The sequence below is a fragment of the Prescottella agglutinans genome, assembly GCF_004011865.1.
Taxonomy (GTDB): Bacteria; Actinomycetota; Actinomycetes; order Mycobacteriales; family Mycobacteriaceae; genus Prescottella; species Prescottella agglutinans.
This window is the reverse complement of record NZ_RKLP01000002.1, coordinates 258,800-284,473: the sequence shown is the minus strand read 5'-3', so window position 1 is coordinate 284,473 and position 25,674 is coordinate 258,800. Positions and strand designations below refer to the sequence as shown.

Sequence of the window (25,674 nt, the reverse complement as noted above, 5' to 3'; positions counted from 1 at the left end):
CTTCCCCCGGGTAGATAGGTCAGGGTAAGCAGACCGCTTGAAATTCCGTGTCGTTTCCGGAACCTTGACGCAATTCGGGCGAACCTGGACTAACCGAAGACCACCAGGCAGACCGCCACGAAATGGCACACGGCCGCGACAGCGGTGGCGGCGTGGAAGAACTCGTGGTGGCCGAACGTCTGCGGCCACGGGTCGGGCCACTTGGTGGCGTAGAGGATCGCGCCGACGCTGTAGAGGACGCCGCCGACGGCGAGCAGGATCATCGGCGCGATACCGGCCTCGTGGACCAGTTCACCCGCGACCGGGACGATCGCCCAGCCGAGCAGCAGGTAGAGGGGCACACCGACCCAGCGGGGCGCGATGGGCCACAACATCTTCAGTGCGATGCCCGCGAGGGCGCCGCACCACACCACCGTGAGCAGGACCGTGCCCGTGTGCGGCGGCAGCGCCAGGAGGCCGAACGGCGTGTAACTGCCCGCGATGAACAGGAAGATCATCGAATGGTCGGCGCGCTTCATCCAGGTCCTGGCGCGGACCGTGTGCCAGTGGACGCGGTGGTACGTCGCGCTCACCGCGAACAGTCCGCACACGGTGGTGCAGTAGACGAGGGTCGCGAGACCGGCGCGGGTGGACTCGAGCGTGAACGCGAGCGTCACCAGCGCGACGCTCGCGACGGCGGCGACGACGAGCGACCACGCGTGGATCCAACCGCGCATCCGCGGCTTGGTCGGGAGTGCTGTGCGGTCGTCGAGCGCGAGAGCCGTCATCGGCGTGCCCCTGTCGTCGGTGCGGACCGGGAGAAACCCGGTAACTTACGGAACCGTAACCTACGGTGGAGTAACTACGGTAGGGGTTCGAGGTGAGGCGTGCGCGACATCGAGCGTCGGCACGGTGGTCGGTGGAACGTGTTCGCGGCGTACTCTTTCTTCCCGTGGTGATGTCCAGGTGAAGTTGCGCGGCCTGCTGTACAGCATCTACGAGCGACGGCTGCTACGCCGTCTCGACGGTTTACAGCATCCGCGCCATGTGGCGGTGATGTGCGACGGTAATCGGCGTTGGGCGCGGGAGAACGGATTCACCGACGTCAGCCACGGGCACCGGATGGGTGCCCGCAAGATTGCCGAGCTCCTCAGCTGGTGCGACGCGGCCGGGATCGAGATGGCGACGATCTACCTGCTCTCCACCGAGAACCTGCGCCGCGAGCCGGAAGAACTCGACACGCTGCTCGAGATCATCACCGAGGTGGTCGAGGAGATCTCCGCGCCCGGGAAGAACTGGAGCGTGAAGATCGTCGGCACGCTGGACCTGCTGCCCGAGGACCAGGCTCGGCGTCTGCGTGAGGCGGCCGAGGGTACGCGCGGCCGGACCGGCACTCACGTCAACGTCGCGGTCGGGTACGGCGGCCGGCAGGAGATCGCCGACGCCGTCCAGTCGCTGCTGCGGGACAAGCTCCGCGAGGGCCTCGGTGGAGACGACCTCGTCAAGGCGATGAGCGTCGAGGGCATCGACAGCCACCTCTACACGTCGGGCCAGCCGGACCCGGACCTGGTGATCCGGACGTCGGGGGAACAGCGGCTGTCGGGGTTCCTGCTGTGGCAGAGCGCGTATTCGGAGATCTGGTTCACCGAGGCGTACTGGCCGGAGTTCCGGCGCGTCGACTTCCTGCGTGCGTTGCGCGACTACGCGGCACGGCACCGGCGATTCGGCGTGTAGTCGCAGTCCTCGACGCTGGTGTTCGGCGACGACTCCATTGCCGCGGCCATGCTCGACCGCCTGGTCCACCACGCGGAAGTCATCTGCCTCGAGGTCTGGGAGGCGGTAGCGGATATTTCGGTGAGTCGTCTGCCTGCCTCGACCAGGGTTCCCGGTAGCTTTGCCGCAAGATCCCTGATGGACCGGAGGCGTGCTGATGCGCGTGGCCGCCCGTGTCGCGCCGTAACAGTGATCCGATCTACGCCCAGGCGCGGCGTGCCTACCTCGAACGTAACCACCCGACGCTCGCGGCCCGCGCCCGCGGATCCGCCTTCGAGTTGCCCGTCGCGGGCGACGAATTCGAGACCGCCGCAGTCGGATACGACGTGCCCGGACGGCCTGGGTGTTCGGCGGTGTGGTTCCCGCCGGTAGTCGCCGGGACTGTCCGAATGGCGGTGGATTCGATCTTGGTCCGACGCGGCGGGTGTGCGCCTGGTGGGGAGGATCGATGATGAGCGAAACGCTGGAACCGATGGCTACCGAGGTGGATTCGGAGCAGCTCGCCGAGCAGCTTCTGGCGGACCAGTCGTGATCGAGGTACCGAGAGACGCCGATGCCTCGTTCGACCCGCAGATCGTGAAGATGCGCCAGCGCCGCCTGACCGGAGTGGACGAGATCGTCCTGTCGCTGAGCGTGAAAGGCCTGGCGATCGGCGAGATCGCCGCGCACTTGCCAACCGCCCGCGGCGCGCAACGGAAGAGTGGCGCAGCCCGGCCGGCGCCGGCCACCCTATGGCCCATGAGCAGCGCAAACGCCTCCTGTTGCAGATTGCTACAATGGTCTCGGTGGTATAGCTAGAAGGGCTAGAAGGAGGAGTCATGACGGAGATCGTCGACAAGGTCACCAGGTTCTCGTCCGAGCTTTTCGACGCCGCCTCGGCCGAGGGAGAGCGTGAGCACCGCTCGGCACGCCAGCAGCTCGAGCACTGGGCGCGGGTGGGTCGGGAAGTATCGAACCAGCGACAGGTCGCCCGCCGCCGCGTCGAGGCTGCCCTCGCCGGCCGGATGCCGTTGAGCGCCCTCTCCGCGGAGGAAGGCGCGGTGTTCAACGCCGAGATCGCGGCCTCACTCGAAGAATCGCTCGCCACCGGCAACCACGTCGCCGACCGCGCCGCGCAGGGACGCGCGGCAGTCGTGCTCGACGACCAGGGCCGCGTCGTCAAGCACCTGCCTGACGGCACCCAGATCATCCTGTGAGACGTCTCGACCTGATTGTCGGGCCGAACGGTGCCGGCAAGTCGACGTTCGTCGAGCAACGCCTCGCGCCGCTGCTACCAGGCAGCGTATTCGTCAACGCCGACGTGATCGCGAAGGACCGCTGGCCCGACAGCGCCGAGGCGCACTCCTACGAGGCCGCGCAGATCGCGGCGACCATCCGGGACGCCCTGATCGGACAGGGCGAGTCGTTCATCGCCGAGACGGTGTTCTCGCACCCCTCGAAACTGGAGCTGATCGACCGGGCGCGCCACGCCGGATATGTCGTCGTGCTGCACGTGGTCCTGGTGCCCGTCGAGCTATCCGTCGCGCGTGTCGCCGAGCGGGTCATCGAGGGCGGACACTCGGTGCCCGAGGAGAAAATCCGCGAGCGATTCAAGCGGCTGTGGCCGCTGGTCGCCGACGCGATCGGCCGTGTCGACCACGCGACCGTCTACGACAACACCGCCGCGGACGTCACGCGAATCGTCGCGCGGTTCGTCGATGGCGACGCCGTCGGCGAGATCACCTGGCCCGCATGGACTCCCGAAGAGTTAATGCTGACCGGCGGGCGTCAGTGAACCGTGACTAGATAGCCTTCGCAGCGTCTTTGCATGCGGGACTACGGCGCGGAACGGCTATCCGATGAAGAGCGGGATAGCGGGGGCGTCCGGAGTGGGGAGAGGGAGGCTGAGCGCACCCTCACAACAAGGCCCGTCCTCCCCGAACGCACGGCCAGCCAACGACCTTCACTCTCGGAATAGGGGCCGCGGACTCACAACGTCTCTATGAACGTCTCGCACTGGATCTGCCCAGAGGCGCGCACCAGTATCGGATCGCCGTCGATGGCTCGTCGCTTTGCCGGTCACCTCGAACGTCACCGTCGGATCAGTGTCGCTCGCGACGATCGTGGCGTTCTTCCCATGCACACCACCGAGTGTGTAGTGCCGGCCGTCCGGATCCGAGAAGAGGATCCTCGCGAATGGCGGCGAGGGAGTCTCGTCCGGGTAGGTTTCGCGGTCGAAGGCGGTGACGTCGAGATCGAAGTCCCTCCCTGGGTGCTCACCACCGCTGTCGTATTCCGCGAAGCTGCTGGTCTTCGCCGTGTACTCGCGGGAATCTCCCGTGTGCGGCAGACGCAGGCATTCGGCGTTGCGTGTGGAGGGCAAGTCGACCCGTTCGGGCCACGCCCCAGCCAGTCGGATCCACGTGCCCGATTCCGATCCAGCGCCCACCGCGGCCGAGGAATCCGGTGTCGCTGACGGCTGGGATGTTCCGCATCCGGCGATCACGATGGCCGCGGCCGCGATCGTTGCTGACGCTGCGACTCTCTTGTTCACACCCAGCATGGCCTCCACCGTATTTCGGTGCGGCGAACCCTGCGAGGTCGGCTTTCGGTCCGGGCCACCAAGCATCAGGAATGCACCTTTTGGCCGTGAAGCACCGTGACAAGCAGGCTCGGCAACCCGTTGACCGCCACGAGCACGGTAACGACGATCGCGATGCTCAGCCCCGGGCTCGAAACCCATAGCGGGTCGCCGATCCAGAGTGCACCGACAATGCTCGATATCCATCCGGCAGTGTGCAGACGCCGAGCGACCTGCGGCGACTTGCTCGGATGGCGCGCCGACGCCACCGGCAGTGCACGGTCGCGATCGTCACGGGCCAAACGGTAAGCCCCCGCCGTGTGAAACACGCCGCCGAGTAGTAAGGCGCACAATCCAATCAGCACGCTTCTCCCTCCCCTGGCCGAACGAGCTGCCTCGACTGTATCTCGAGAGTCACTGGCCGAAGTCTGAGCGCCGTCAGGTGAGCGGTTTCCCGGGTTCAAAGATGCAAGTTCTGCTGCTTTGAGGGCATCGTTCGGATCCCCCGCGCATCCTCGGTGGCTAGCCGATGCGCTCCGCAGCTTACCTGCTCGTTCCTCGCCCCCCGGTGGTCGGACCTTTCGCCGCCCAATGCCAGAGACACTTCTCCGTAGTGAAATTGGCGTTCCATCAATGCATTTCACGTCAGTGACTAAATCGATATCCTGGGCCGAAGTAGCTGGTCACAGGCCGCTTTGTGTCCACCTCGAAGGCGGGGTGTCGGTCTGCCGTGCTTGAGTCGGGTGTCCGAATTCGTTTACGGTCGGACGTCGTGATGCGCACCGGAAGCCGCGGATCCGCCTGATGCGGAACAGGGATCGCAGTCGTTCTTCGCTCTGCACCGCCGTGTCCATCCAACGAAGGGAAATGCGTTGAGAGCAGTGCGAGAAGCGTGGAATGGACTGCGCAAGCCAGTGTTCGTACCAGCCTCTCTGGTGATCGTCGTGATGATCGTGTTCGCCGTTGTCTACTCGGGAACTGCCGGCGATGCGTTCTCGAGGTTGAAGACGGCCATCACTGACGGGGTGGGATGGTGGTACATCCTTGCGGCCACCGGATTCGTGCTCTTCGCACTGTATTGCGGGTTCTCCAAGGTCGGGGGGATCCGACTCGGTGACGACGACGAGAAGCCCGAGTTCGGTCTGCTGTCCTGGTTCGCGATGCTCTTCAGCGCAGGCATGGGGATCGGCCTGGTCTTCTACGGAGTGGCCGAACCGCTGTCACACTACGTGAATCCGCCTCAGGCTGGCCGTATTCCGGGATCAACCGACGCGGCGGCCAACCAGGCGATGGAGTTGACGCTGTTCCACTGGGGCCTGCATGCCTGGGCCATCTACGTCGTGGTGGGTTTGGGTCTGGCCTACATGACCTATCGCAAGGGCCGACCTCTGTCGATCCGTTGGTTGTTGGAACCGCTCCTCGGACGTAAGCGGATCGAGGGTCCGATCGGTCACGCGATCGACATCGTCGCGATCGTCGGCACGCTGTTCGGGGTGGCCACATCGCTGGGGTTCGGAGTGCAGCAGATTTCGGCGGGACTCGAGTATCTCGGGTGGATCCAGCCGAACAACTGGTTCACAATCGGACTGATCGCGGCAGTGACCGGTTTGGCCACCTTCTCTGTGGTCAGCGGAGTGACCAAGGGTCTGCGCTGGCTGTCGAACATCAATATGGTCCTGGCGGCCGGGTTGGCGCTGTTCATTCTGCTGCTTGGTTCGACGTTGTTCCTGATGCAGTCCTGGGTGCAGAACCTCGGTGGATATGTCCAGGCCCTGCCCGAACTGATGCTACGAACCGCACCGTTTGCGGATGATGGATGGGCGGGGGCGTGGACCATCTTCTACTGGGGGTGGTGGATGAGTTGGGCGCCATTCGTGGGCATGTTCATCGCTCGAATCTCTCGGGGGCGGACTATCCGCGAGTTCGTATTCGGTGTTCTGCTTGCACCCACTCTCATCGGGTCGCTGTGGTTCACGATCTTCGGCAACTCGGGAATCCTTCGCCAGCGCACCACGGGTGACATGACGGGTGTGGACGGGTCGGTCGACACCAATACGACGCTGTTCCAGCTTCTCGGCGGATTGCCGCTCGCCACCCTGACGAGTGTGCTGGCGATCGTTGTTGTGGTGTTCTTCTTCGTCACCTCGGCCGATTCTGGATCCCTTGTCATCGATATCCTTTCCTCGGGAGGCGATCTCGAAACGCCGAAGGTGACACGCGTCTACTGGTCGGTACTCGAGGGGGTCGCTGCCGCGGTGCTGCTGCTCATCGGCGGGGCCGGCTCGCTCACAGCCTTGCAGACGGTATCGATTGCGACGGCCGTACCGTTCTCGATCATCATGGTGCTTGCATGCGTGTCGATGTTGAAGGCCTTCCGCTACGAAGTGGCTACCATGCCGCGCTATCTCCAGGTGTCGACGCGGGCCAGGGCCAATGGTGACGGGACCAGAGCAGTCGCTTCCGGCACTTCGCTCTCCCGGCGCGGCTCGGGCGTGTCGGCGACACTCGCCGGGCTGGCTCCGCCGACGTATGCCGGCACTGTAGGTCGTCAAGACGGATGTTTCGTGGTCGCCGTGCACGAATTGCCTTCCAACGCTGTAGATGTGGATCCTGCGACCGGCACAATGCATCAGTCGCACCAATCGCCGGCGCGCGATCCGCTAGTCGAGTGAAAGTCGGAGATGTCTTCAATAGGTCTGGGGACGGGCTTCGGCGGACGCTGTCTGCGTGAGCCAAGTAAAGGTGGGCGATCCCCCGATCGACGGAGGCAGCGCGGCGCATCGACCGGCCTGCCCCCGCCCGCCTTCTCATGCGGTTTGATCCCACGGGGCGCTGCTTACAGATGTCAACAGAACGGGCCGTGACTATTCAACTCCCACGCACACCTTCTGCGAGGCGTCAACGACACGCTCCGTCCTGGAAGGGCCGGACGGCACCACGCTGTATGCCGACTCGGTTCGACGGAACGTGGCCCGCACACTACCGTCGTGGATGTGCTGAATTCGGGGAGCAGTATTCGGAAGTCGCAGTCCCGCACCGGTCGCAGGGCTGGTCTGGGTGCGGTCGCGATCGGCTTGACGGTCGGATTCGCTTCCACTGCAGTACCTTCGGCTGCCGCCGCCCCGCCCGGCGGGGAGCTGGTCTGGGGTCCGTGCCCCGCCGAGTACGCGCTCGATCCGGCTACTGACCAGTGCGGAACCGTCGCAGTGCCGCGCGACTATGCGAATCCGGGTGCCGGATCGATCGACGTCCTCGTCACCCGTCACCGGGCCGAGGACCCGACCGCGCGCCGGGGCGTGCTGTTCACCAACCCCGGCGGCCCGGGTGGCGACGCGATCGCGTCCAACGGCATGCTCGCTCAGGCGCTTCCCGAGCAGATCCGTCGGCAGTGGGATTTCATCGGTGTGCAGCCACGGGGTCTCGCGCATGCTGGAGCGGTCGAATGTGCTGTCACCCCGGAGTTGATGGCGGCGATGAACGTCGGCTTTGCGGGTGGCGCAGCGCGGAAGGCGTGCGACGGTGGGGCACTCGGCGCCACCGCGCACATCACGACCGAGAACACCGCCCGCGACTGGGAACAGGTGCGGATCGCGCTCGGTGTAGACGTGATCGACGTCTACGGCCTGTCGTACGGCACCATCCTCGCCTCGACGTACGCCACACTGTTCCCGCAACACACGGGACGGATGGTGCTCGACTCGGCCGTCGATCGCGACTGGCTGTGGAACGACGTCCTGTGGCAGCAGAACGACGGCTACAAGACGCGCTTCTACGACCTCATGGACTGGATCGCGGCGAACGACGCGATCTACGGCCTCGGTGATACTCCGCTGAAGGTGTACCAACGCTGGTCCGACCGCATCGTCGAGGAGGCGGGAGGTAACCCCACCCTCGCGCCGCCACCGGCCCAGATCGGCGACGTCCCACCCGGCCTCGAGCACATCGCCGACGGGTACCGGACCGGTGTGGACCTCACCGGTCCCGCCCGAGTCCAGTTCGAGGCGTTCGTGCGTCGTCTCGCCGATCCGAACCATGTCCAGACCACATCGAGCCTCTACGCCCTGACACGCCAAACGCTGCCCTCCCGGAACGGTTGGCCGATGGTCGCCCGCGTCATCCGGGACGGTCTCGGGGCGCTGCCGGACGGCGCGTCCGGCGATGTCACCGAGGACCAGGTCGACTCGATCGTCCAAGCCCGGATGATGCAGGCGATCGTGCTCTGTAACGAGAACGGAGTAGGGCCGCGGCCCGACCGGCTCCCGGGCTGGCTCTTCTCGACGTTCGTCACCGGTGACCTGTTCGACGCGATCGGGTACGGCTACAGCGCAGGTGCGGGGTGCGTAGGCGCACCTCCGGTGACCGCGGTGCCGGAGATCGGCAACAAGGGCTTGGCCACGGCGCCCCTCGTGCTGCAGGGATTGCGGGACCCGCAGACGCCCTACGGCGGCGGTGCCCAACATGCCCGCGACATGAACGCGCACCTGGTCACCGTGGATGGCGGAGACCACGGCGCCGCCATCCAGGGCGGCAACACCACGGTCGACACGGCGATCACGGACTACCTGCTGACCGGGGCGACCGCCGTCTCCCGGGCACCGGAGGCACCGATCACTGCGCCGCTATAGCGCGACGGTAGTCCCGCCACCCTTGACAATCCACTCCATGAACGGCGGAACGCACAGCCAGCCGACCCCGAAAGCTGATGCACCAGTGAGGGTCCGCCTGCCCGCGCCGGGCGCGGCGACGTGCCTATCCGAGAACCTGGGGCTGGTCGATCACCCATAGCCAGCTGCCATCCGGCTGTCGGCGGGCCACCTCGACGGTGGCTCCACCGTCAGGTAGGCGCACTGACGTCATCGCGACGTTTCCGCTGCGGAGGGCGGGCAGAATCTCGCCCGGGCAGAACAGGGGATCGTCCGCCACGAGCTGTTCGTAGGCGGCCCGGATCTCGGAGGTCCCGGTCGCGACCCGACCGTCAGGCAAGGCAAGCACTGCATCTGCCTCGTACAGGGCGACCAGTCCATCGACATCGCCGGCACTCAGCCGCTCCACAACCAACCGGTTCAAGTCCTCAGGCTCCGCGGCCCGCGTTGTCGTTGTTCCACTCATTGTGTCCAGACTCCTTGTCGAATCGATCCACCGGTCTAGCAGGACATCTCGGGATTGTGGCAGCCGGGTATGACACGACCGAGAACCATTGTGTTCGTTCCCAACGGACGCTGCGGTGGGTCTTATCCGATTGCGGCCGGGACTGTCCGAATGGCGGTGGATTCGATCTTGGTCCGACGCGGCGGGTGTGCGCCTGGTGGGGAGGATCGATGATGAGCGAAACGCTGGAACCCATGGCTACCGAGGTGGATTCAGAGCAGCTCGCCGAGCAGCTTCTGGCCCAGGTCAAGGAGCAGGGTATCGATTCGGTGGGCCCGAACAGACACGATCCAGTCGGCCGGGGTAGCGGCAACTCGCGCAACGGACCCGCTCGAAGACCGTTCTGACGGAGATCGGACCAGTCGTGATCGAGGTACCGAGAGACGCCGATGCCTCGTTCGACCCGCAGATCGTGAAGATGCGCCAGCGCCGCCTGACCGGAGTGGACGAGATCGTCCTGTCGCTGAGCGTGAAAGGCCTGGCGATCGGCGAGATCGCCGCGTACTTCCCCGATGTCTACGGCGCGAGCGTGTCGATAGACACGATCAGCCGGATCACCGCCGCACAATGGCCGACGGGTGGGCTTACGCCCGCTGCTACCGCTCAGCGGCAGAACGACGAGACGCTCTCGAGTCATGGCTGCGCGTGCTCGTAACGGCGGATCGGTTCACCGGTCGCCCGGTCGACGTGCGACAGCCGATTCAATCGAGCAGCGGTGAGGATGCGGTGGACTGTGGAGGGCGCGATCCCGAGTCGCGCTGATAGTTGAACTGGACCTTCCCGCAACCTGATCCGCAGTTCGACGCACAGTTTCGTGACGGGCTTGCTCGTCTTGTTCGGCGAGCTCTTCGGGCGGGAGGTCCGGTCGTTCATGGGCTCGCCGGCGCGGTAGCGGCCGACCCAGCGCTTCACGGTCGGCCACGAGACCTGGAATCGGGCGGCGACCTCACAGATCGGCCAGCCCTCCTCGACGACGAGTTGGGCAACCTTCAGACGGTGACGCGGTGTGAGCGTTGGGATGGGACATGGCATCTTTCGATCCGGGACGGCGCCGCGGCACCCGCTGCTGTCAGGCCGGATGCTGCACGTGTATGCGCAGTGCGTTCGCAGCGAACTGTGCAGCCTCTGGGCTGCCGAAGGTCTGGTGGAAGTCTTGGTTGGTTTCGTAGAGGTCGGCCATGCCTCGCACCATTGCGGCGGATCGTTCGGCATCGCCGGCGTGGGTGGGTGTTCCGGGGATGTCAGCGAACCAGGCTATGTGGTCGGCAGCGTGCGCTCGAGCAACTGGTGAGCCGGGTGTGTGGCCGGCTTCGTGGATCTCGGCCCACCGTGTGAGCAGAGCCTGGGCGCTGGCCTGCCAGTCGCGTTGCTGGCCCACGGACTTTTCATGCCACCACCGGTTCGACTCGGCGAACGCCTCGCGCCCCCACCGTCGTACGACCTCGGCCTCGTAACGGTCGTTGAAGCCTTCGAGCATCACATCCATGCACGGTTCGCGACCCTCTCGACGCATCTGCAGGGTGTGCTCGACCGCACTGATGCGCCGGTCCAGGGCCTCGCGGTCCTCGGCGAGCTGTGTCAGGTGGGCCTGGAGCGCTTCGACCTCGGCGGTCGGCGTCTCGGGTGCGTCGAGGACTGCGGCGATGTCGGCCAGTGGCATACCCGTGTCGCGGAGCAGGAGGATGCGTTGCAGGCGCGCGACGGCGTCGGGACCGTAGTAGCGATAGCCGTTGGACCCGACGCGATCGGGCTCGAGCAGCCCGATGCGGTGATAGTGGCGCAGCGTGCGGCCGCTGATGCCTGCGCGTTCAGCGAGCTCATGCACCGTCCATTCCATCACCAGGCTCCTGTCGTTCGATGTGCTGCTCAGTGTGCCGCGTCTGTGGTCAGGCCCAGCCGTGGCAGCGCGATGCGCAGGATCTCGGACGCGGGAGTGCTGACGTTTCGGGCGGCCGTGGTGCCGGTGGCGTCGAGGTATGCGCGGACAAGCCGAGCGCCGGCTGCATAGCCGGCCCCGGTCGGCAGACCGACAGGCTCGGCACCGAATAGTTGTGCGCTGGAGTCGCCGAGCACCCAGGCGGCGAAGTCTGCCATTCCGGTGACGCCCAGGCCGCTGGCGACCTTCGCCAGGACTTGGTCGTCGGAGCGGGTTTCGTCGCGCACGAAGTGGGTGTAGCCGGCGTCGCCGTACAGCTCGGACGCGAAAACATCGGCGAGCCCTTCGGACACAACGTGCTCGCCAACCATCACCGTCTGTGGGTCCCACACGATCCCGCCGGGTGAATAGCGCACGTTGTGGTGCAGTTCGTGGACCGCGATCGCCTCGAGGCGATCGAGGACGCGCGAGGTGGGCCAGACGGTGATGGCGATGTAGCCGCCGATACCGCCGAACCCTGAGATCCCTTGCACCTCGTCGACGAAGTGGTGGCTGGTCGGATCCCCCAGGACGAGCAGCACGTTCAGGTCGGGGATCGTCACACACGGATCGGCAGACGCCAACGCTGCGACGCCGTCCTCGAGGGCCTTCTCGATGCGGCTCCAGGCATGGGCCGCGACAAGAGACTCCAGACCTTCGCGGACCTGCTCGATCGCGGAGTCCGGACGGAAGCCGAAGTTCTGCTGGTGCACGGTGGCCATGTCCACGCAGCCGGGGATGAAGTGGTACATCCCCGCCATCGGAGCCCACATGTCACGGATGAGGTCGGCGCGATCCTTCGCGTCCGCCGTCAGGACTCGGCTCATGCCCGAGGCGCTGTCAATCACTGAAATGGTCATGACAAGCGACCGTAAGCATTGCCGTTACGACAAGGTCAACCGTTGTCTCGATCAATGTCCCCGGTCAGTACATCCAGGCGCCGTCCTCACGGCGAGGGCGGTGTGAGGGCCGGGAACCAGATGTCGGTGAGGACCTCCGCGGCCTGTTCGCGGGGGATCTCGATCGTTCCCTGGACGGCCCATCGGGTGAAGAACCGCTCGAGCTGCGTGACCAGCAGTTCGATCCGTACGCGGGCTTCGCGTTCGCGGTCGGCGCCCCAGCGCGCCAGGTAGGACGGCATCGCGTTCGGCAGTGCCGCGATTGCTTCCCGTGCGGGCTCGCGGAAGTCGGGTTCGAGCACCAACGCCTCGTCCCAGGCCGGCAGGATCGCGCGATTGCGGTCGAACCAGTCGATGGCCCGCTCGATCCACCGGGTGAACTCGTCGCGGGAGCCGGACTCGAGCACCTCGTCGAGGTCGGCGTAGATGGACACCGCCCGCGGATCCATCGACTCGGCTCCGATCCGGCGCAGGACGTCGGTCTTGCCGGTGAAGTGCAGGTAGAACGTGGCTCGGCTGCAGCCGGCCGCGGACGCGATGTCGTCGATCTTCACCGCCGCGTAGCCGTTGGCCGCGAATTGTTCTCGAGCGCAGTCCAGGAGGCGCCGCCGCGTCAGTCGCTTCTGCTCGTCCCGCAGCGTCGGCTTCCGGTCGGGGGCCTGGTCGATCTCGTTCACTGCACACCTCCCGATCGGCATCGTACGGCGGCGCTCGCTTGACAGCGTGTCAGTGAATCCGGTTCTATGACGCAGATCACTTTTTTCACTGAACGTCTGTGCGATCGGATTGTGGGAAAGGAACTTCCATGCCTCAGCTGCCCAAGGTGTGCATCATCGGTGCCGGTTGTTCCGGCTTCACCACGGCCAAGCGGCTCAAGGACCACGGCATCCCGTACGACTGCTTCGAGGCGTCCGACGACATCGGCGGCAACTGGTACTACAAGAACCCCACCGGCATGTCGTCCTGCTACGAGAGCCTGCACATCGACACGTCGTCGACGCGGTTGCAGTTCGAGGACTTCCCGGTCCCCGCCGACTGGCCGCACTTCCCGCACCACTCGCTCATGCACGGCTACTTCCGCGACTACGTCGAGAAGTTCGGCCTGCGCGACACCATCACGTTCGGCACGATGGTCGAGAAGGCGGAGCGTCTCGCCGACGGCACGTGGGCGGTCACGCTGGACAGCGGTGAGACCCGCACGTACGACGCGCTCGTCGTCGCGAACGGTCACCACTGGGATGCGCGGATGCCAGAGTACCCGGGCAAGTTCGACGGGCAGATCATCCACAGTCACGACTACCTCAACGCCTACGACCCGATCGACATGCGCGGCAAGAACATCGTGGTCGTCGGCATGGGGAACTCCGCGCTCGACATCGCGTCGGAACTCTCGCACCGATCCGTCGCCAAGCACGTGTGGGTGTCGGCGCGACGCGGTGTCTGGGTGCTCGCCAAGTACCGCGAGGGCAAGCCGGCCGACAAGATGATGATGCCGCCGTGGATGCCGAAGAAGCTCGGCCTGGCGATCGCGCGCCGCAAGATCAAGAAGTCCCTCGGCAGGATGCAGGACTACGGGCTTCCCGAGCCCGACCACGAGCCGCTCGGTGCGCACCCGTCGGTGAGCATCGACTTCCTCGCCAAGGCCGGTTCCGGTGACCTGACGTGTGTCCCGGCGATCGAGTCGCTCGACGGCGATCACGTCCGGCTCGTCGACGGCCGTCGGATCCCTGCCGACGTCATCGTGTGCGCCACCGGGTACAACATGAGCTTCCCGTTCTTCGACGACCCGTCGCTCCAGCCCGATGCGCAGCACCGGTTCCCGCTGTTCAAGCGGATCATGCAGCCCGGCGTCGACAACCTGTTCTTCATGGGCCTCGCGCAGGCGTCGCCCACGATCGTCAACCTCGCCGAGCAGCAGAGCAAGCTCGTCGCCGGCGTTCTCAGCGGTTCGTACGAGCCGCCGACCGCCGACGAGATGCAGCGGATCATCGCGGTGGACGACGCGGCCAGCCTCGCGCAGTACTACCAGGCGCCACGGCACACCATCCAGGTCGACTTCGCGCGGTACGTGCGCGACCTGAAGAAGGAGATCGCGGCCGGCGAGAAGCGGGCACAGCAGACGCCGGTGGGCGCGCGGTGACAGCGGTCGAGGGATTCGCCGATCCGGCCTTCGGGGGGCTGCGAGAGCTGTTACAGCGCAACCTCGACGACGGCACCGACGCCGGTGCGTCGGTGTGCGTCGTGCGTGACGGGGAGACCGTCGTGGACCTGTGGGGCGGCGTCGCCGACGTCGACACCGGCGCGCGTTGGGTCAAGGACACCGTCGTCAACACGTACTCGCTGACGAAGACCATGACCACGCTCGCGGCGCTGGTACTCGTCGACCGCGGTCTGCTCGACCTCGATGCCCCGGTCGCCCGGTACTGGCCGGAGTTCGCCGCGAACGGCAAGGACGGCGTGCTGGTGCGGCACGTCCTCGGGCACACGTCGGGCGTGAGCGGTTGGCAGCAACCGGTCACGGTCGCCGACATCTGCGACGAGGTCCGCGCCGAGGATCTGCTTGCGCAGCAGGCGCCGTGGTGGGAGCCGGGCACGGCATCGGGCTACCACGCGACCAACTTCGGGCACCTGGTCGGCGGGATGGTCCGGCGCATCACCGGGCGCGGCCTCGGCGACTTCTTCGCCACCGAGGTCGCCGACGCGTGCGGCGCCGACTATCTCATCGGCACGCCCGCTGACGTCGATCCGAGGGTCGCGCCGCTGATCGCGCCGCCGCCCACCGGATTCGACTACGCGTCGCTGCCGCCCGACGGCGTCTTCGTCAAGACCATGGCGAACCCGGTGATCCCGGTCCCGGAGACGTCGAGTCGGCTGTGGCGCGGCGCCCAGATCGGCGGCGCCAACGGTCACGGCAACGCCCGCTCGGTCGCCCTCGCGCAGTCGGTCGTCTCCCACGGCGGACGGACCCCGTCGGGCGAACAGTTGCTGCGGCCCGAGACCGTCGAGCGGATCTTCGACGTGCAGGCCGACGGCGTCGACCAGGTGCTCGGGGCGTCACTGCGGTTCGGCCTCGGCTATGCGCTGCCCGCGCCCGCCGTCCACCCGTCGATCCCCGACGGCCGGGTGTGCTGGTGGACGGGGTACGGCGGATCGATCGTCGTCAACGACCTCGACCGGCGCATGACCTTCGCGTACGCGATGAACAGGATGACCCCGCAACTCCTGGGTGCGCCGCGCACCGAGGAGTACGTCGCGCAGGCGTACGCGGGGCTGTAGACCCGGGTGTCCTCTGCGTCGCGAGGGGGATGCAAAGGACACCCGCGCCCGATCAGAGCTTGCGCAGGCGCAGCCGGTTGATGGTGTGGTCGGCGTCCTTGCGCAGCACCAGCGTGGCGCGCGGACGGGTGGGCAGGATGTTCTCCACCAGGTTCGGTCGGTTGATCGAGTTCCAGATGTCCTCGGCGGCGAGCGTCGCGTGCTCGTCCGACAGTGCCGCGTAGTGGTGGAAGTGCGCGTTCGGGTCCGCGAACGACGTCTTGCGCAGCGCCAGAAAGCGTTTGATGTACCAGCGCTCGATGTCCTCGATGCGGGCGTCGACGTAGATCGAGAAGTCGAACAGGTCCGAGACCATCAGGCGCGGACCGGTCTGCAGCACGTTGAGGCCCTCGATGATGAGGATGTCCGGCTGGCGGATGAGGTGGTACTGACCCGGCACGACGTCGTACGAGATGTGCGAATAGACGGGCGCGGCAACCTCTTCGGCGCCCGACTTCACCTCGGTGACGAAGCGCAGCAGCTTGCGGCGGTCGTAGCTCTCGGGAAAGCCCTTGCGGTGCATGATGCCCCGGCGCGTGAGCTCGGCGGTGGGGTAGAGGAACCCGTCGGTGGTGACCAGGTCGACTCGCGGGTGGTGTTCCCAGCGGGCGAGCAGGGCCTGCAGCACGCGGGCCGTGGTCGACTTGCCGACCGCGACGCTGCCGGCGACGCCGATGACGAACGGCACCTGGCGGTCGGGGTGCTTCTCGCCGAGGAAGGTTGCGGTGGCGGCGAACAGGCGCTGGCGGGCGGCGACCTGCAGGTGGATCAGACGAGCGAGCGGGAGGTAGACCTCGGCCACCTCGTCGAGATCGATCTGTTCACCGAGGCCGCGGAGCCCGACGAGTTCTTCTTCGGTCAGCACCAGCGGTGTCGACTTGCGGAGCTTGCGCCACTGCTTGCGGTCGAATTCGACGTAGGGGCTGGATTCGCTCACCCGTGCCATCGGTGCACCTTCCGGGAGAGCGGCTTCGACTGCGATCGGTGCATGCGCGTGCTGAGGGGAGGCAGGTGCATGAGGCAAATTGTGCTCGCAGCCACAGGGGAGCGCTGCGCCGGGTCCGCCTCTCGGCGGAAACCACAGGTGAAGGACTATGGTCCCGAACATGGAACCGGACGCATTGGTACGCGACTACCTCCTGCTGGGTCTGCGTTTCGACCGCCTCGAAGAGGGCTTCGTCGACGCCTACACCGGTGATCCCGCCCTGCGGCGCCAGGTGGAGAACGAGCCGCGGCCCGACCCGCGCCGACTCGCCGGCGACGCCCGTGCGCTGCGCGCGGACCTCGGATCCGCGGGGCTGCCGGATGCGCGGACACGGTTCCTCGACGCGCACCTGACCGCCCTCGAGTGCTCGGCCCGCAAGTTCGCGGGCGACGGCATCGGCTTCGTCCACGAGGTGGCGGCGTACTTCGACGTGCGGATCGAGTCGGGCGACGAGGGCGAGTACCGCGAGGCCCACCGCCGGATGGATGCCGTGCTGCCCGGGCCGGGCCCGCTCGCCGAGCGCATGGAGGCGCACCGGGTCGCCGACCGCATCCCGCCGGACCGGCTGCAGGACTGCGTCGAGGCGTTCAACAGCGCGCTGCGGGACCGGGTGCGCGCCGAGTACGCGCTCCCCGAGACCGAGCGGGTCGAGTACGAGGTCGTCGGCGACAAGCCGTGGTCCGGGTTCAACTACTACCTCGGCGGCTACCGGTCCACGGTCGCGATCAATTCGGACCTCGATCAGCACATGTCGAACCTGCCGCGGCTCATCGCGCACGAGTCCTACCCGGGCCACCACACCGAGCACTGCCGCAAGGAGGCGGGTCTCGTCGGGACCGGGCAGCTCGAGCAGACACTGTTCGTCGTCAACACCCCGCAGTGCCTGATGGCGGAGGGGCTCGCGGACCTGGCGCTGGAATCCGTCGTGGGTGAGGGCTGGGGGCGCTGGGCGCAGGAGATCTACGCCGACCTCGGGCTGCGGTTCGACGGGGAGCGGGCCGAGGAACTGTCGGCGGCGTCGAGCGGGCTGCTCGGCGTCCGGCAGGACGCGGCGCTGCTACTGCACGACCGCGGCGCCGATCCCGACGACGTCGTGGCCTTCCTGCAGCGCTGGACGCTGTCGAGTCCGGAACGGGCGAAGCAGAGCCTGCGGTTCCTGTCGTCGCCGCTGTGGCGGGCGTACATCAGCACGTACGTCGAGGGCTACCGGCTGCTCGGCGGCTGGCTGGCACAGGTTCCGGTGGGTCCGGCGCGGTCCGAACGGTTCCGTCGACTGCTCGACGAACCGCTCACTCCGGGGGCTCTGCGCGACGAGGTCACCAGCGGTGGCGGAGCCGCGTTGGGGAACTGACATCCCCGTTCCTTAGACTGAGGGGGATACTTCCGCAATCCAGCCTGGAGATTCGCTGATGACTGCTGTGCCTGCCACCGACGTGAACACCGCGTCCCTCGCCGAACTGGACCCCGAGGTCGCCACCGCGATGGCGGGTGAGTTGTCGCGTCAGCGTGACACCCTCGAAATGATCGCGTCGGAGAACTTCGTTCCCCGCGCCGTCCTCGAGGCCCAGGGCAGCGTGCTCACCAACAAGTACGCCGAGGGCTACCCGGGCCGCCGCTACTACGGCGGCTGCGAGTTCGTCGACGTGGTCGAGGACCTGGCGCGCAACCGCGCCAAGGAGGTCTTCGGCGCCGAGTTCGCGAACGTCCAGCCGCACGCGGGTGCGCAGGCCAACGCCGCGGTGCTGATGGCGCTGATGAACCCGGGCGAGAAGCTGATGGGCATGGACCTCGCGCACGGCGGGCACCTCACCCACGGCATGAAGCTGAACTTCTCCGGCAAGCTGTACGAGGTCGCGTCGTACGGCGTCCGCGAGGACACCCACGTCGTCGACATGGACCAGGTCCGCGAGACCGCGCTGCGCGAGCGCCCGCAGGTCCTGATCGCCGGCTGGTCGGCCTACCCGCGTCACCTCGACTTCGCGGCGTTCCGCTCGATCGCCGACGAGATCGGCGCCAAGCTGTGGGTCGACATGGCGCACTTCGCCGGCCTGGTCGCCGCGGGTCTGCACCCGTCGCCGGTCCCGCACGCCGACGTCGTCTCCACCACCGTCCACAAGACCCTCGGCGGCCCCCGCTCGGGCATGATCCTGGCGAAGAAGGAGTGGGCCAAGAAGCTCAACTCCTCCGTCTTCCCGGGCCAGCAAGGCGGGCCGCTGATGCACGCGATCGCCGCGAAGGCCGTCGCGATGAAGATCGCCGGCACCCCCGAGTTCAAGGCGCGCCAGGAGCGCACCCTGGCGGGCTCGAAGATCCTCGCCGAGCGTCTCGGTGGCGCCGACGTCGCCGGCAACGGCATCTCGGTCCTCACCGGCGGCACCGACGTGCACCTGGTCCTGGTCGACCTGCGGCACTCGCAGCTCGACGGCCAGCAGGGCGAGGATCTGCTGCACGAGATCGGCATCACCGTCAACCGCAACGCTGTGCCGTTCGACCCGCGCCCGCCGATGAACCCGTCGGGCCTGCGCATCGGCACCCCCGCGCTGGCCACCCGCGGCTTCGGCGAGGCGCAGTTCACCGAGGTCGCCGACATCATCGCGACCGCGCTCGCCAAGGGCGCCGACGCCGACGTCCCGGCCCTGCGTGCCCGCGTCTCCAAGCTGGCCCAGGACTTCCCGCTGTACGACGGCCTCGAGGACTGGGGCCTGCTCCCCAAGGCCTGATCCTTCGGTTCACGACGGCCCGCACCTCACGAGGTGCGGGCCGTCGTCGTGTTCACGGTCCGTCCGATACGGCCGGACGGTCGGGGTGGTCGTAGCGCACCACGATGTCCGCTGCGGCGTCGTGCGCGGCGTCGTGCGTGAGCAGTGCGTCGATCGTCCACCGGTCGGCGGACGGAGTGCGGCGTTCGAGGGCACTGCGAGAGAGCATCAGCCGCACGACGACGTCGGTGCCGAGCTCGCGCCCGTGCAGCATCGGGCCGGCGATCAGGAGCACCTGACCGGGTCCGGCCTCGAGGACGGATGCCCGTGCCGAGCGGTCGGTGGATTCGTCCCACAGCCGGGGCAGCCACTGCCGCCGCTCGCGCAGCGCGGTCACGACCTCTCTCTTCAGCGCGGGATAGTCGAACCAGCCGGTGCGGTAGCTGTCGTCGTCGCGATGGCCGTGCTCGAGTCGGAGCGAAGCCGGCCGGACGTAGTCGTGCAGCGCTACCACCGCCGCGGGACGACCGGAGAGACGCAGATGGGCGGCGGTCCGCCCGGCGAATCCAACCGGATCCGTCGCATCGGCGCCGGATATCGCGACCAACCGGACACCCGGTGCGGCGGCGGCCCGGTCGGCCACCAGGTCGATCAGAGTGGCCGGCGTGACGGGGCGGAAGGTGGTCATCACAGACCCAGTGTGGCGGAACTTGTGCGGCCTGCGGCGAGCGGATCTTCCGTGAGCTGTCGTTCACGTGGACTTCACTCGACACGCCGGGCGCGTGCACTGGCGCATCGGTCTGCGGGCGTAGCGTCCCGGGATAACAGGCAGCAGGTGAAGCCGTCTGTACGGGAGGTCCTGATCGTGGCTGAACTATTCAGTGCGAGGGGGCCGGCACCCGGCCCTCGTGTCGACTGACACATCGGGTACCGGACCGGTCCAGCGAACAGGTTTGCGCGGGTGCCACGCAGACACGAGGAGCCTCACGTGACCGCAATCAGCTCCGTCCGCACCTACGTCCTCGACACCTCGGTCCTGCTCTCGGACCCGTGGGCCGTCACCCGTTTCGCTGAACACGAGGTGGTTCTGCCGCTGGTCGTGATCAGCGAACTCGAGGACAAGCGTCACCATCACGAGCTGGGATGGTTCGCCCGCGAAGCGCTGCGGATGCTCGACGATCTGCGTCTCGAGTACGGTCGGCTGGACCGTCCGGTCCCGATCGGCTCGGAGAACGGCACTCTCCAGGTGGAGCTCAACCACACCGACCCCTCGGTGCTTCCGGTCGGATTCCGTACCGACAGCAACGATTCCAGGATCCTCGCCTGCGCGCTCAACCTCGCGGCGGACGGCAGGGACGTCGTGCTGGTCAGCAAGGACATCCCGCTTCGCGTCAAGGCCGGCGCCGTCGGACTGCCGGCCGACGAGTTCCGTGCCCACGACGTCGTCCCGTCCGGCTGGACCGGCATGGCCGAACTCGACGTCGCGTCCGGGGTGATCGATCAGCTCTTCTCGGAGGGCGTGGTCGACGTCGACGAGGCACGGGAGTTTCCGTGCCACACGGGTATTCGACTCCTGGGTGGCACCTCGAGCGCCTTGGGTCGGGTGACGCCGGACAAGCGTGTCCAGTTGGTGCGGGGCGAGCGGGAGGCGTTCGGTCTGCACGGCCGGTCCGCCGAGCAGCGGGTGGCGTTGGACCTGCTGCTCGACGAGAGCATCGGGATCATCTCGCTCGGCGGCAAGGCCGGCACCGGCAAGTCGGCGCTCGCGCTCACCGCCGGACTCGAGGCGGTGCTCGAACGGCGCAGCCATCGGAAGGTCGTCGTGTTCCGGCCACTCTATGCGGTGGGTGGTCAGGAACTGGGCTACCTGCCCGGCAGCGAGAGCGAGAAGATGGAGCCGTGGGCGCAGGCCGTCTTCGACACCCTCGACGGGCTCGCCAGTCCCGAGGTGATGGACGAGGTGATGAGCCGCGGCATGCTGGAAGTGTTGCCGCTCACGCATATTCGTGGTCGGTCGTTGCACGACTCGTTCGTGATCGTCGACGAGGCGCAGTCCCTCGAACGCAACGTGCTGCTCACCGTGCTGTCCCGACTGGGTACCGGCTCGCGGGTCGTGCTCACGCACGACGTCGCCCAGCGGGACAACCTGCGGGTCGGCCGCCACGACGGCGTCGCCGCCGTCATCGAGAAGCTCAAGGGGCACCCGCTGTTCGCGCACATCACCCTCACCCGCAGCGAGCGGTCGCCCATCGCGGCGCTCGTGACCGAGATGCTGGAGGAGTTCGGGCCCAACGCCTGATCGATTTCACCGACGGGGGTGGGTGCAGTTGGATCCAGTCACCAGCCCGGCACTCCGAGGGGAGGAGTGCCGGGCGGTGGCGTTCAACCGGCGTGACCGAACCCACCGCCCGGCGGTTGAGCGCTCGCCCGCGTCGGGGGATGGGCGAGTGCTCGATACTGCTTTGACAGAGGACAAGCAGCGCCTGTGACGCTATCCGCAAGGAACGTCCGCGGCAATTCGAAAACCGCCGACGGTGACATTTCATCCCGGCATTTCACCCTCGGCGGCGTATCGCCGAGCGGATGGACTTGCTAAGAGGCGGGCCGATCGACTGCGAGGACGCCGGGGGTGACCGACCCGTGCTGTCAGACTGGGGCGCATGGTCGCGCTGTATCCGGCACCGGAACCCTACGAATCCGGTTTCCTCGACGTTTCCGACGGGCACACGCTGCACTGGGAGACGGTCGGTGACCCGGCCGGCACGCCCGCGGTCTACGTGCACGGCGGCCCGGGGTCCGGCTGCACGCCCGGTGTGCGCAGATACTTCGACCCCAACGCATTTCGTGCGGTGCTGTTCGACCAGCGCGGCTGCGGACGCAGCCGACCGCTCGCCGGCGATCCGGCGGTCGACCTGTCGACCAACACCACCGCGCATCTGGTGGCCGACATCGAGCGCCTGCGCGAGCACCTGGGGATCGAGCGGTGGATCGTCGTCGGGGTGTCGTGGGGCGTCACCCTCGGGCTGGCCTACGCGCAGGCGCATCCGGACCGCGTGATCGCCATGGCGTTGGGCGCGGTCACGTCGGGCACCCGCGGGGAGGTCGAGTGGATCACCCGCGACATGAGGCGGGTGTTCCCGCGGGAGTGGGAACGATTCGTCGAACCCGTGCCGGCGGCGGAGCGCGAAGGCAACCTCGCGGCGGCGTACGCGCGACTGCTCGCGCATCCCGATGCGGCCGTCCGCGTGGACGCGGCGCGGCGTTGGTGCGAGTGGGAGGACACCCACGTATCGCTGGTGCCGGGGTGGAGGCCGAGTCCGCGATTCCGGGACCCGACATTCCGGATGATCTTCGCGCGACTGGTCACCCACTACTGGGGCAACGACCATTTCCTCGCGGACGGGCAGATCCGAGAGGGCATGCGCCGGTTGGCGAAGATCCCCGCGGTTCTCGTCCACGGCCGGTACGACGTGTCCGGGCCGCTCGACACCGCGTGGGAACTCTCGCGGATGTGGGAGTGCAGTCGGCTCGTCGTCGTCGACGACGCCGGGCACGGGGGCGGCAGCTTCGTCGACCACTTCGTCGCCGCCATCGACTCGCTGACGGTTTCACGTACGCGCTAGCGCCGGAGCCGCAGACGCGGCGCTTCCCGACTGCAAGAAATACTTGTCACGATGCGTTCGCTGCCCGTCGCATTACACCTGGTCAAGGCGCTCGGGGCTCCCAAATCGTTGTTCAATATTGAAACGTGTTCTAAATTTGGGTGTCGCTTTCCAGTACGCACCGAGGGGTGGTCATGGCAGGGATTTCGGAATCGGACGAGCGTTTCGACGTCGTCGTGGTGGGCGCCGGCGGGGCCGGCATGGCGGCGGCGATCACGGCCGCCAAGCAGGGACGGAAGACCGTGATCGTCGAGAAGTCGCAGTATTGGGGCGGTTCGACGTCGCGCTCGGGCGGCGGTGTCTGGATCCCCGGCAACTCGGTGCTGAAGCGCGACGCGCCGGCCGATGACGTCGAGGACGCGCGGCGCTACCTGCACAACATCATCGGTCCCGGGGTCGATCCGGCGCGGATCGACACGTACATCGACCGCGGCCCGGAGGCGTTGCAGTTCCTCATCGACAACTCGCCGCTGAAGCTCGAGTGGGTCCGGAACTACTCCGACTACTACCCGGAGGCGCCGGGCGGGCTGGCCACGGGACGGTCGTGCGAGCCCAAGCCGTTCGATGCCCGCGCACTCGGTGACGACCTGGACACGCTGCATCCGCCGTACAGCAAGGCGCCGTTGAACGTCGTTGTGAAGCAATCGGACTACCGCTGGCTCAGCACCGGACTGCGGCACTGGCGGGGGCCGGTCCGGATGGTCCGTGTCGGACTGCGCACCTTCGTCGCCAAGGCCCGGCGCCGGAAGCTCATCGGCATGGGCGGTGCACTCATGGCGGAACTGCTGCTGGGTGTGCGCCAGGCGGGAATCCCGTTGCGGCTGAACACCGGTCTGGTCGACCTGGTGGTCGAGGACGGCCGCGTGACGGGCGTCGTCGTCGAATCCGGTGGGGACAAGCGCACGCTCCGCGCCGAGCACGGCGTCATCCTCGCCTGCGGCGGATTCGACGCCAACGACGAGATGCGCAAGAAGTACCAGCGCGCCCCCATCGGTTCGGACTGGACGATCGGTGCGCCGTCGAACACCGGTGACGGCATCAACGCCGGGCTGAAGGTCGGCGCCGCAATCGATTTCATGGACGACGCATGGTGGGCGCCGTCCATCCCGCTGCCCAAGGGTCCGTGGTTCGCGCTCGCCGAACGGTCGCTGCCGCGCAGCCTCCTGGTCAACGACCGCGGCGAGCGCTTCATGAACGAGTCGCTACCGTACGTCGAGGCGACGCACCGCATGTACGGCGGCGAGTTCGGGCAGGGCGACGGGCCGGGGGAGAACCTGCCGTGCTGGCTGATCTTCGACCAGACCTACCGTGACCGCTACCTGTTCGCCGGCGTCACCGCCCGCGCCCCGCTGCCGCGCAAGTGGCTCGAGAGCGGGGCGATCGTCAAGGCGTCGACCGTCGAGGCACTCGCCGAGAAGATCGGCGTGCCCGCCGACAAGCTCGCGGCAACCATCCAGCGGTTCAACGGGTTCGCGCGCACCGGCGTCGACGAGGACTTCCACCGGGGCGAGAGCCGGTACGACCACTACTACGGCGACATCACCAACAAGCCGAACCCGAGCCTGGGCGAGCTGAGCAAGGCGCCGTTCTACGCCGCGCAGATGGTCCCCGGCGACCTCGGCACCAAGGGAGGCATCGTCACCGACGTCGCCGGCCGCGCGCTCCGCGAGGACGGCTCGGTGATCGACGGCCTCTACGCGGCCGGCAACACCAGTGCCCCCGTCATGGGTCACACCTACGCCGGGCCCGGCGCCACCATCGGACCCGCGCTGGTCTTCGGTTACCTTGCGGCGCTGGACATCGCGGAGAAGGCGGGTGATCCGGTCAGTCGTCGCTGAGCGGACCCAGTTCGGCCTCGAGAACTTCCTGCACGACGCGCATCGCGGCGAGGCCGGCGGGGGCGCCGCAGTACGCGCTCGCGTGGATGACGGCCTCGACGATCTCGGTGCGGGTCAACCCGTTTCGCAGCGCGCCGCGGACGTGGCCGCGGAGTTCGTTCTCGGCACGCAGCGCGATGAGCATGCCGAGGTTGAGCAGGCTGCGACTGCGGCGGTCCAGACCGGGACGCGTCCACACCGATCCCCACACGTGCTCGGTGATGAACTCCTGGATGTCCTCCGAGTCGGTGCCGCGGGTGCGTTCGAACGCCCGCTCGACGAAGTCGGCGCCCATCACCTCGGTGCGGACGTCGAGTCCGGCCTGGAATGCGGGGGAGGTGTTCTGGTGCTCGGTCATCGCCGTCGGCTTCCTGTGCGGGGTTCAGCGGCACATCTCGCCGGTACCGCTCAGCGGGAGCCTACTAGGTCGCCTCGCTACCGGCGGAGGACGGAGCGGGCCGTCGCCGTGACGGTGCCCACGGCGACGTTGCCCCAGCTGAAGCGGTCCCGCCAGACGGCGATCCGCCCGTCGCGCAATACGAACGTCCCGCAGACCCAGAACGTCGAGCGCAGCGGTCCCACGAACAGCGTGTCGATCCGCTCGGTGAGCACCGTCTCGCCGTCGCTCGCGATGTTCTGCATCACCGCCTCGAACCGGAGCGCCGGACGGTTCGCGAACGCGAGTGCCCGCCGCACCGCGGGCAGTCCGCGCAGCGTCGGCAGGGTGATGTTCTGCCACACGACGTCCGGAGCGAGGTACCGGCAGGCACGCTCGACGTCCATGTCGGTGAGGGCGGCGAAGAAGTCCTCGACCACCTGCACGGCGGCGTCCGGTGGCGGGTTCACGGCATGCTCCTCGGTT

The 25,674-nt window shown here is 67.4% G+C and carries 23 protein-coding genes and 4 pseudogenes; 15 read left to right on the top strand and 12 right to left on the bottom strand.

Annotated elements, in window-relative coordinates:
* Positions 1-89: 89 nt before the first annotated feature.
* Positions 90-767 carry a PAQR family membrane homeostasis protein TrhA gene (gene trhA, locus EGT67_RS05315; RefSeq protein WP_127915012.1) on the bottom strand — a complete coding sequence of 226 codons (678 nt, stop codon included), beginning with the start codon at positions 765-767 and terminating at the stop codon, positions 90-92.
* A gap of 178 nt (positions 768-945) precedes the next feature.
* On the opposite strand from trhA, the gene EGT67_RS05310 reads away from it, so the two are divergent.
* The 5 genes and pseudogenes from EGT67_RS05310 to EGT67_RS05290 all read left to right on the top strand — a co-directional run bounded on the left by EGT67_RS05310 (position 946) and on the right by EGT67_RS05290 (position 3,526).
* Positions 946-1,713, top strand: a complete 768-nt coding sequence (locus tag EGT67_RS05310) for an isoprenyl transferase (RefSeq protein WP_127915011.1) — start codon at positions 946-948, stop codon at positions 1,711-1,713.
* 18 nt (positions 1,714-1,731) lie between these two features.
* Positions 1,732-1,804: pseudogene (locus EGT67_RS05305) on the top strand (ATP-binding protein); the annotation flags it as partial.
* A gap of 374 nt (positions 1,805-2,178) precedes the next feature.
* Positions 2,179-2,442 (top strand): annotated as a pseudogene (locus EGT67_RS25595) (transposase); the annotation flags it as partial.
* 128 nt (positions 2,443-2,570) lie between these two features.
* Positions 2,571-2,948, top strand: coding sequence for a TA system antitoxin ParD family protein (locus EGT67_RS05295; RefSeq protein ID WP_127915010.1), 378 nt, complete (start codon positions 2,571-2,573; stop codon positions 2,946-2,948).
* A complete protein-coding gene (locus EGT67_RS05290) occupies positions 2,945-3,526 on the top strand; it encodes an ATPase (RefSeq protein WP_127915009.1) in 582 nt (193 codons plus the stop codon). The genes EGT67_RS05295 and EGT67_RS05290 overlap by 4 nt, the downstream gene beginning before the upstream one ends.
* Positions 3,527-3,694: 168 nt before the next feature.
* Here the strand turns inward: EGT67_RS05290 and EGT67_RS05285 are convergent, their stop codons facing one another.
* Positions 3,695-4,294, bottom strand: a complete 600-nt coding sequence (locus EGT67_RS05285) for a hypothetical protein (RefSeq protein ID WP_127915008.1) — start codon at positions 4,292-4,294, stop codon at positions 3,695-3,697.
* Positions 4,295-4,359: 65 nt separating this feature from the next.
* Positions 4,360-4,677, bottom strand: a complete 318-nt coding sequence (locus EGT67_RS05280; RefSeq protein ID WP_127915007.1) for a hypothetical protein — start codon at positions 4,675-4,677, stop codon at positions 4,360-4,362.
* 507 nt (positions 4,678-5,184) lie between these two features.
* Between EGT67_RS05280 and EGT67_RS05275 the strand changes: the two genes are divergently transcribed.
* Both EGT67_RS05275 and EGT67_RS05270 read left to right on the top strand, forming a co-directional pair.
* Positions 5,185-6,984 (top strand): BCCT family transporter, encoded by a 1,800-nt coding sequence (locus tag EGT67_RS05275; RefSeq protein WP_206612289.1) that lies wholly within the window; start codon positions 5,185-5,187, stop codon positions 6,982-6,984.
* A 315-nt stretch (positions 6,985-7,299) separates the two neighbouring features.
* Positions 7,300-8,937 (top strand): alpha/beta fold hydrolase, encoded by a 1,638-nt coding sequence (locus EGT67_RS05270; protein WP_127915006.1) that lies wholly within the window; start codon positions 7,300-7,302, stop codon positions 8,935-8,937.
* A 124-nt stretch (positions 8,938-9,061) separates the two neighbouring features.
* Here the strand turns inward: EGT67_RS05270 and EGT67_RS05265 are convergent, their stop codons facing one another.
* Complete coding sequence (locus EGT67_RS05265; RefSeq protein WP_127915005.1) at positions 9,062-9,421, bottom strand: YybH family protein; 360 nt, start codon at positions 9,419-9,421, stop codon at positions 9,062-9,064.
* 212 nt (positions 9,422-9,633) lie between these two features.
* Between EGT67_RS05265 and EGT67_RS05260 the strand changes: the two are divergent.
* A pseudogene (locus EGT67_RS05260) lies at positions 9,634-10,019 on the top strand (transposase); the annotation flags it as partial.
* Positions 10,020-10,096: 77 nt separating this feature from the next.
* On the opposite strand, the pseudogene EGT67_RS05255 reads toward EGT67_RS05260, so the two are convergent.
* From EGT67_RS05255 to EGT67_RS05240, 4 genes and pseudogenes are all read right to left on the bottom strand, one after another.
* Positions 10,097-10,492: pseudogene (locus EGT67_RS05255) on the bottom strand (helix-turn-helix domain-containing protein); the annotation flags it as partial.
* 37 nt (positions 10,493-10,529) lie between these two features.
* Positions 10,530-11,297, bottom strand: a complete 768-nt coding sequence (locus tag EGT67_RS05250; protein ID WP_127915004.1) for a MerR family transcriptional regulator — start codon at positions 11,295-11,297, stop codon at positions 10,530-10,532.
* Positions 11,298-11,326: 29 nt separating this feature from the next.
* Entirely contained in the window at positions 11,327-12,235 is a 909-nt protein-coding gene (locus EGT67_RS05245) for a DUF2268 domain-containing putative Zn-dependent protease (RefSeq protein ID WP_127915003.1), read from the bottom strand.
* Between the two features lie 86 nt (positions 12,236-12,321).
* A complete protein-coding gene (locus EGT67_RS05240) occupies positions 12,322-12,972 on the bottom strand; it encodes a TetR/AcrR family transcriptional regulator (RefSeq protein WP_127915002.1) in 651 nt (216 codons plus the stop codon).
* A gap of 107 nt (positions 12,973-13,079) precedes the next feature.
* On the opposite strand from EGT67_RS05240, the gene EGT67_RS05235 reads away from it, so the two are divergent.
* Positions 13,080-14,414, top strand: coding sequence for a flavin-containing monooxygenase (locus tag EGT67_RS05235; RefSeq protein WP_127915001.1), 1,335 nt, complete (start codon positions 13,080-13,082; stop codon positions 14,412-14,414).
* Entirely contained in the window at positions 14,411-15,550 is a 1,140-nt protein-coding gene (locus tag EGT67_RS05230; protein ID WP_127915000.1) for a serine hydrolase domain-containing protein, read from the top strand. Before EGT67_RS05235 ends, EGT67_RS05230 begins: the two co-directional genes overlap by 4 nt.
* A gap of 52 nt (positions 15,551-15,602) precedes the next feature.
* Here the strand turns inward: EGT67_RS05230 and coaA are convergent, their stop codons facing one another.
* On the bottom strand, positions 15,603-16,535 hold the full coding sequence (gene coaA / locus EGT67_RS05225) for a type I pantothenate kinase (RefSeq protein WP_127914999.1): 933 nt from the start codon (positions 16,533-16,535) through the stop codon (positions 15,603-15,605).
* A 160-nt stretch (positions 16,536-16,695) separates the two neighbouring features.
* Here coaA and EGT67_RS05220 point away from each other — a divergent pair, with 160 nt between their 5' ends.
* Complete coding sequence (locus EGT67_RS05220; protein ID WP_127914998.1) at positions 16,696-17,925, top strand: DUF885 domain-containing protein; 1,230 nt, start codon at positions 16,696-16,698, stop codon at positions 17,923-17,925.
* 58 nt (positions 17,926-17,983) lie between these two features.
* Positions 17,984-19,294, top strand: a complete 1,311-nt coding sequence (gene glyA, locus EGT67_RS05215) for a serine hydroxymethyltransferase (protein ID WP_127914997.1) — start codon at positions 17,984-17,986, stop codon at positions 19,292-19,294.
* Positions 19,295-19,346: 52 nt separating this feature from the next.
* Here the strand turns inward: glyA and EGT67_RS05210 are convergent, their stop codons facing one another.
* A complete protein-coding gene (locus tag EGT67_RS05210) occupies positions 19,347-19,961 on the bottom strand; it encodes a nucleoside/nucleotide kinase family protein (RefSeq protein ID WP_127915306.1) in 615 nt (204 codons plus the stop codon).
* 300 nt (positions 19,962-20,261) lie between these two features.
* Here EGT67_RS05210 and EGT67_RS05205 point away from each other — a divergent pair, with 300 nt between their 5' ends.
* From EGT67_RS05205 to kstD, 3 genes are all read left to right on the top strand, one after another.
* Complete coding sequence (locus tag EGT67_RS05205; protein ID WP_127914996.1) at positions 20,262-21,572, top strand: PhoH family protein; 1,311 nt, start codon at positions 20,262-20,264, stop codon at positions 21,570-21,572.
* A 361-nt stretch (positions 21,573-21,933) separates the two neighbouring features.
* A complete protein-coding gene (gene pip, locus EGT67_RS05200) occupies positions 21,934-22,896 on the top strand; it encodes a prolyl aminopeptidase (protein ID WP_127914995.1) in 963 nt (320 codons plus the stop codon).
* Between the two features lie 173 nt (positions 22,897-23,069).
* Entirely contained in the window at positions 23,070-24,773 is a 1,704-nt protein-coding gene (gene kstD / locus EGT67_RS05195) for a 3-oxosteroid 1-dehydrogenase (protein WP_127914994.1), read from the top strand.
* On the opposite strand, the gene EGT67_RS05190 is transcribed toward kstD, so the two are convergent.
* On the bottom strand, positions 24,760-25,170 hold the full coding sequence (locus tag EGT67_RS05190) for a carboxymuconolactone decarboxylase family protein (protein WP_127914993.1): 411 nt from the start codon (positions 25,168-25,170) through the stop codon (positions 24,760-24,762). The two genes, kstD and EGT67_RS05190, sit on opposite strands and share 14 nt — an antisense overlap.
* Positions 25,171-25,247: 77 nt before the next feature.
* The gene (locus tag EGT67_RS05185; RefSeq protein ID WP_127914992.1) at positions 25,248-25,658 is read right to left on the bottom strand and encodes a limonene-1,2-epoxide hydrolase family protein; all 411 of its coding nucleotides are present in this window, start codon (positions 25,656-25,658) and stop codon (positions 25,248-25,250) included.
* Positions 25,659-25,674 lie beyond the last annotated feature (16 nt).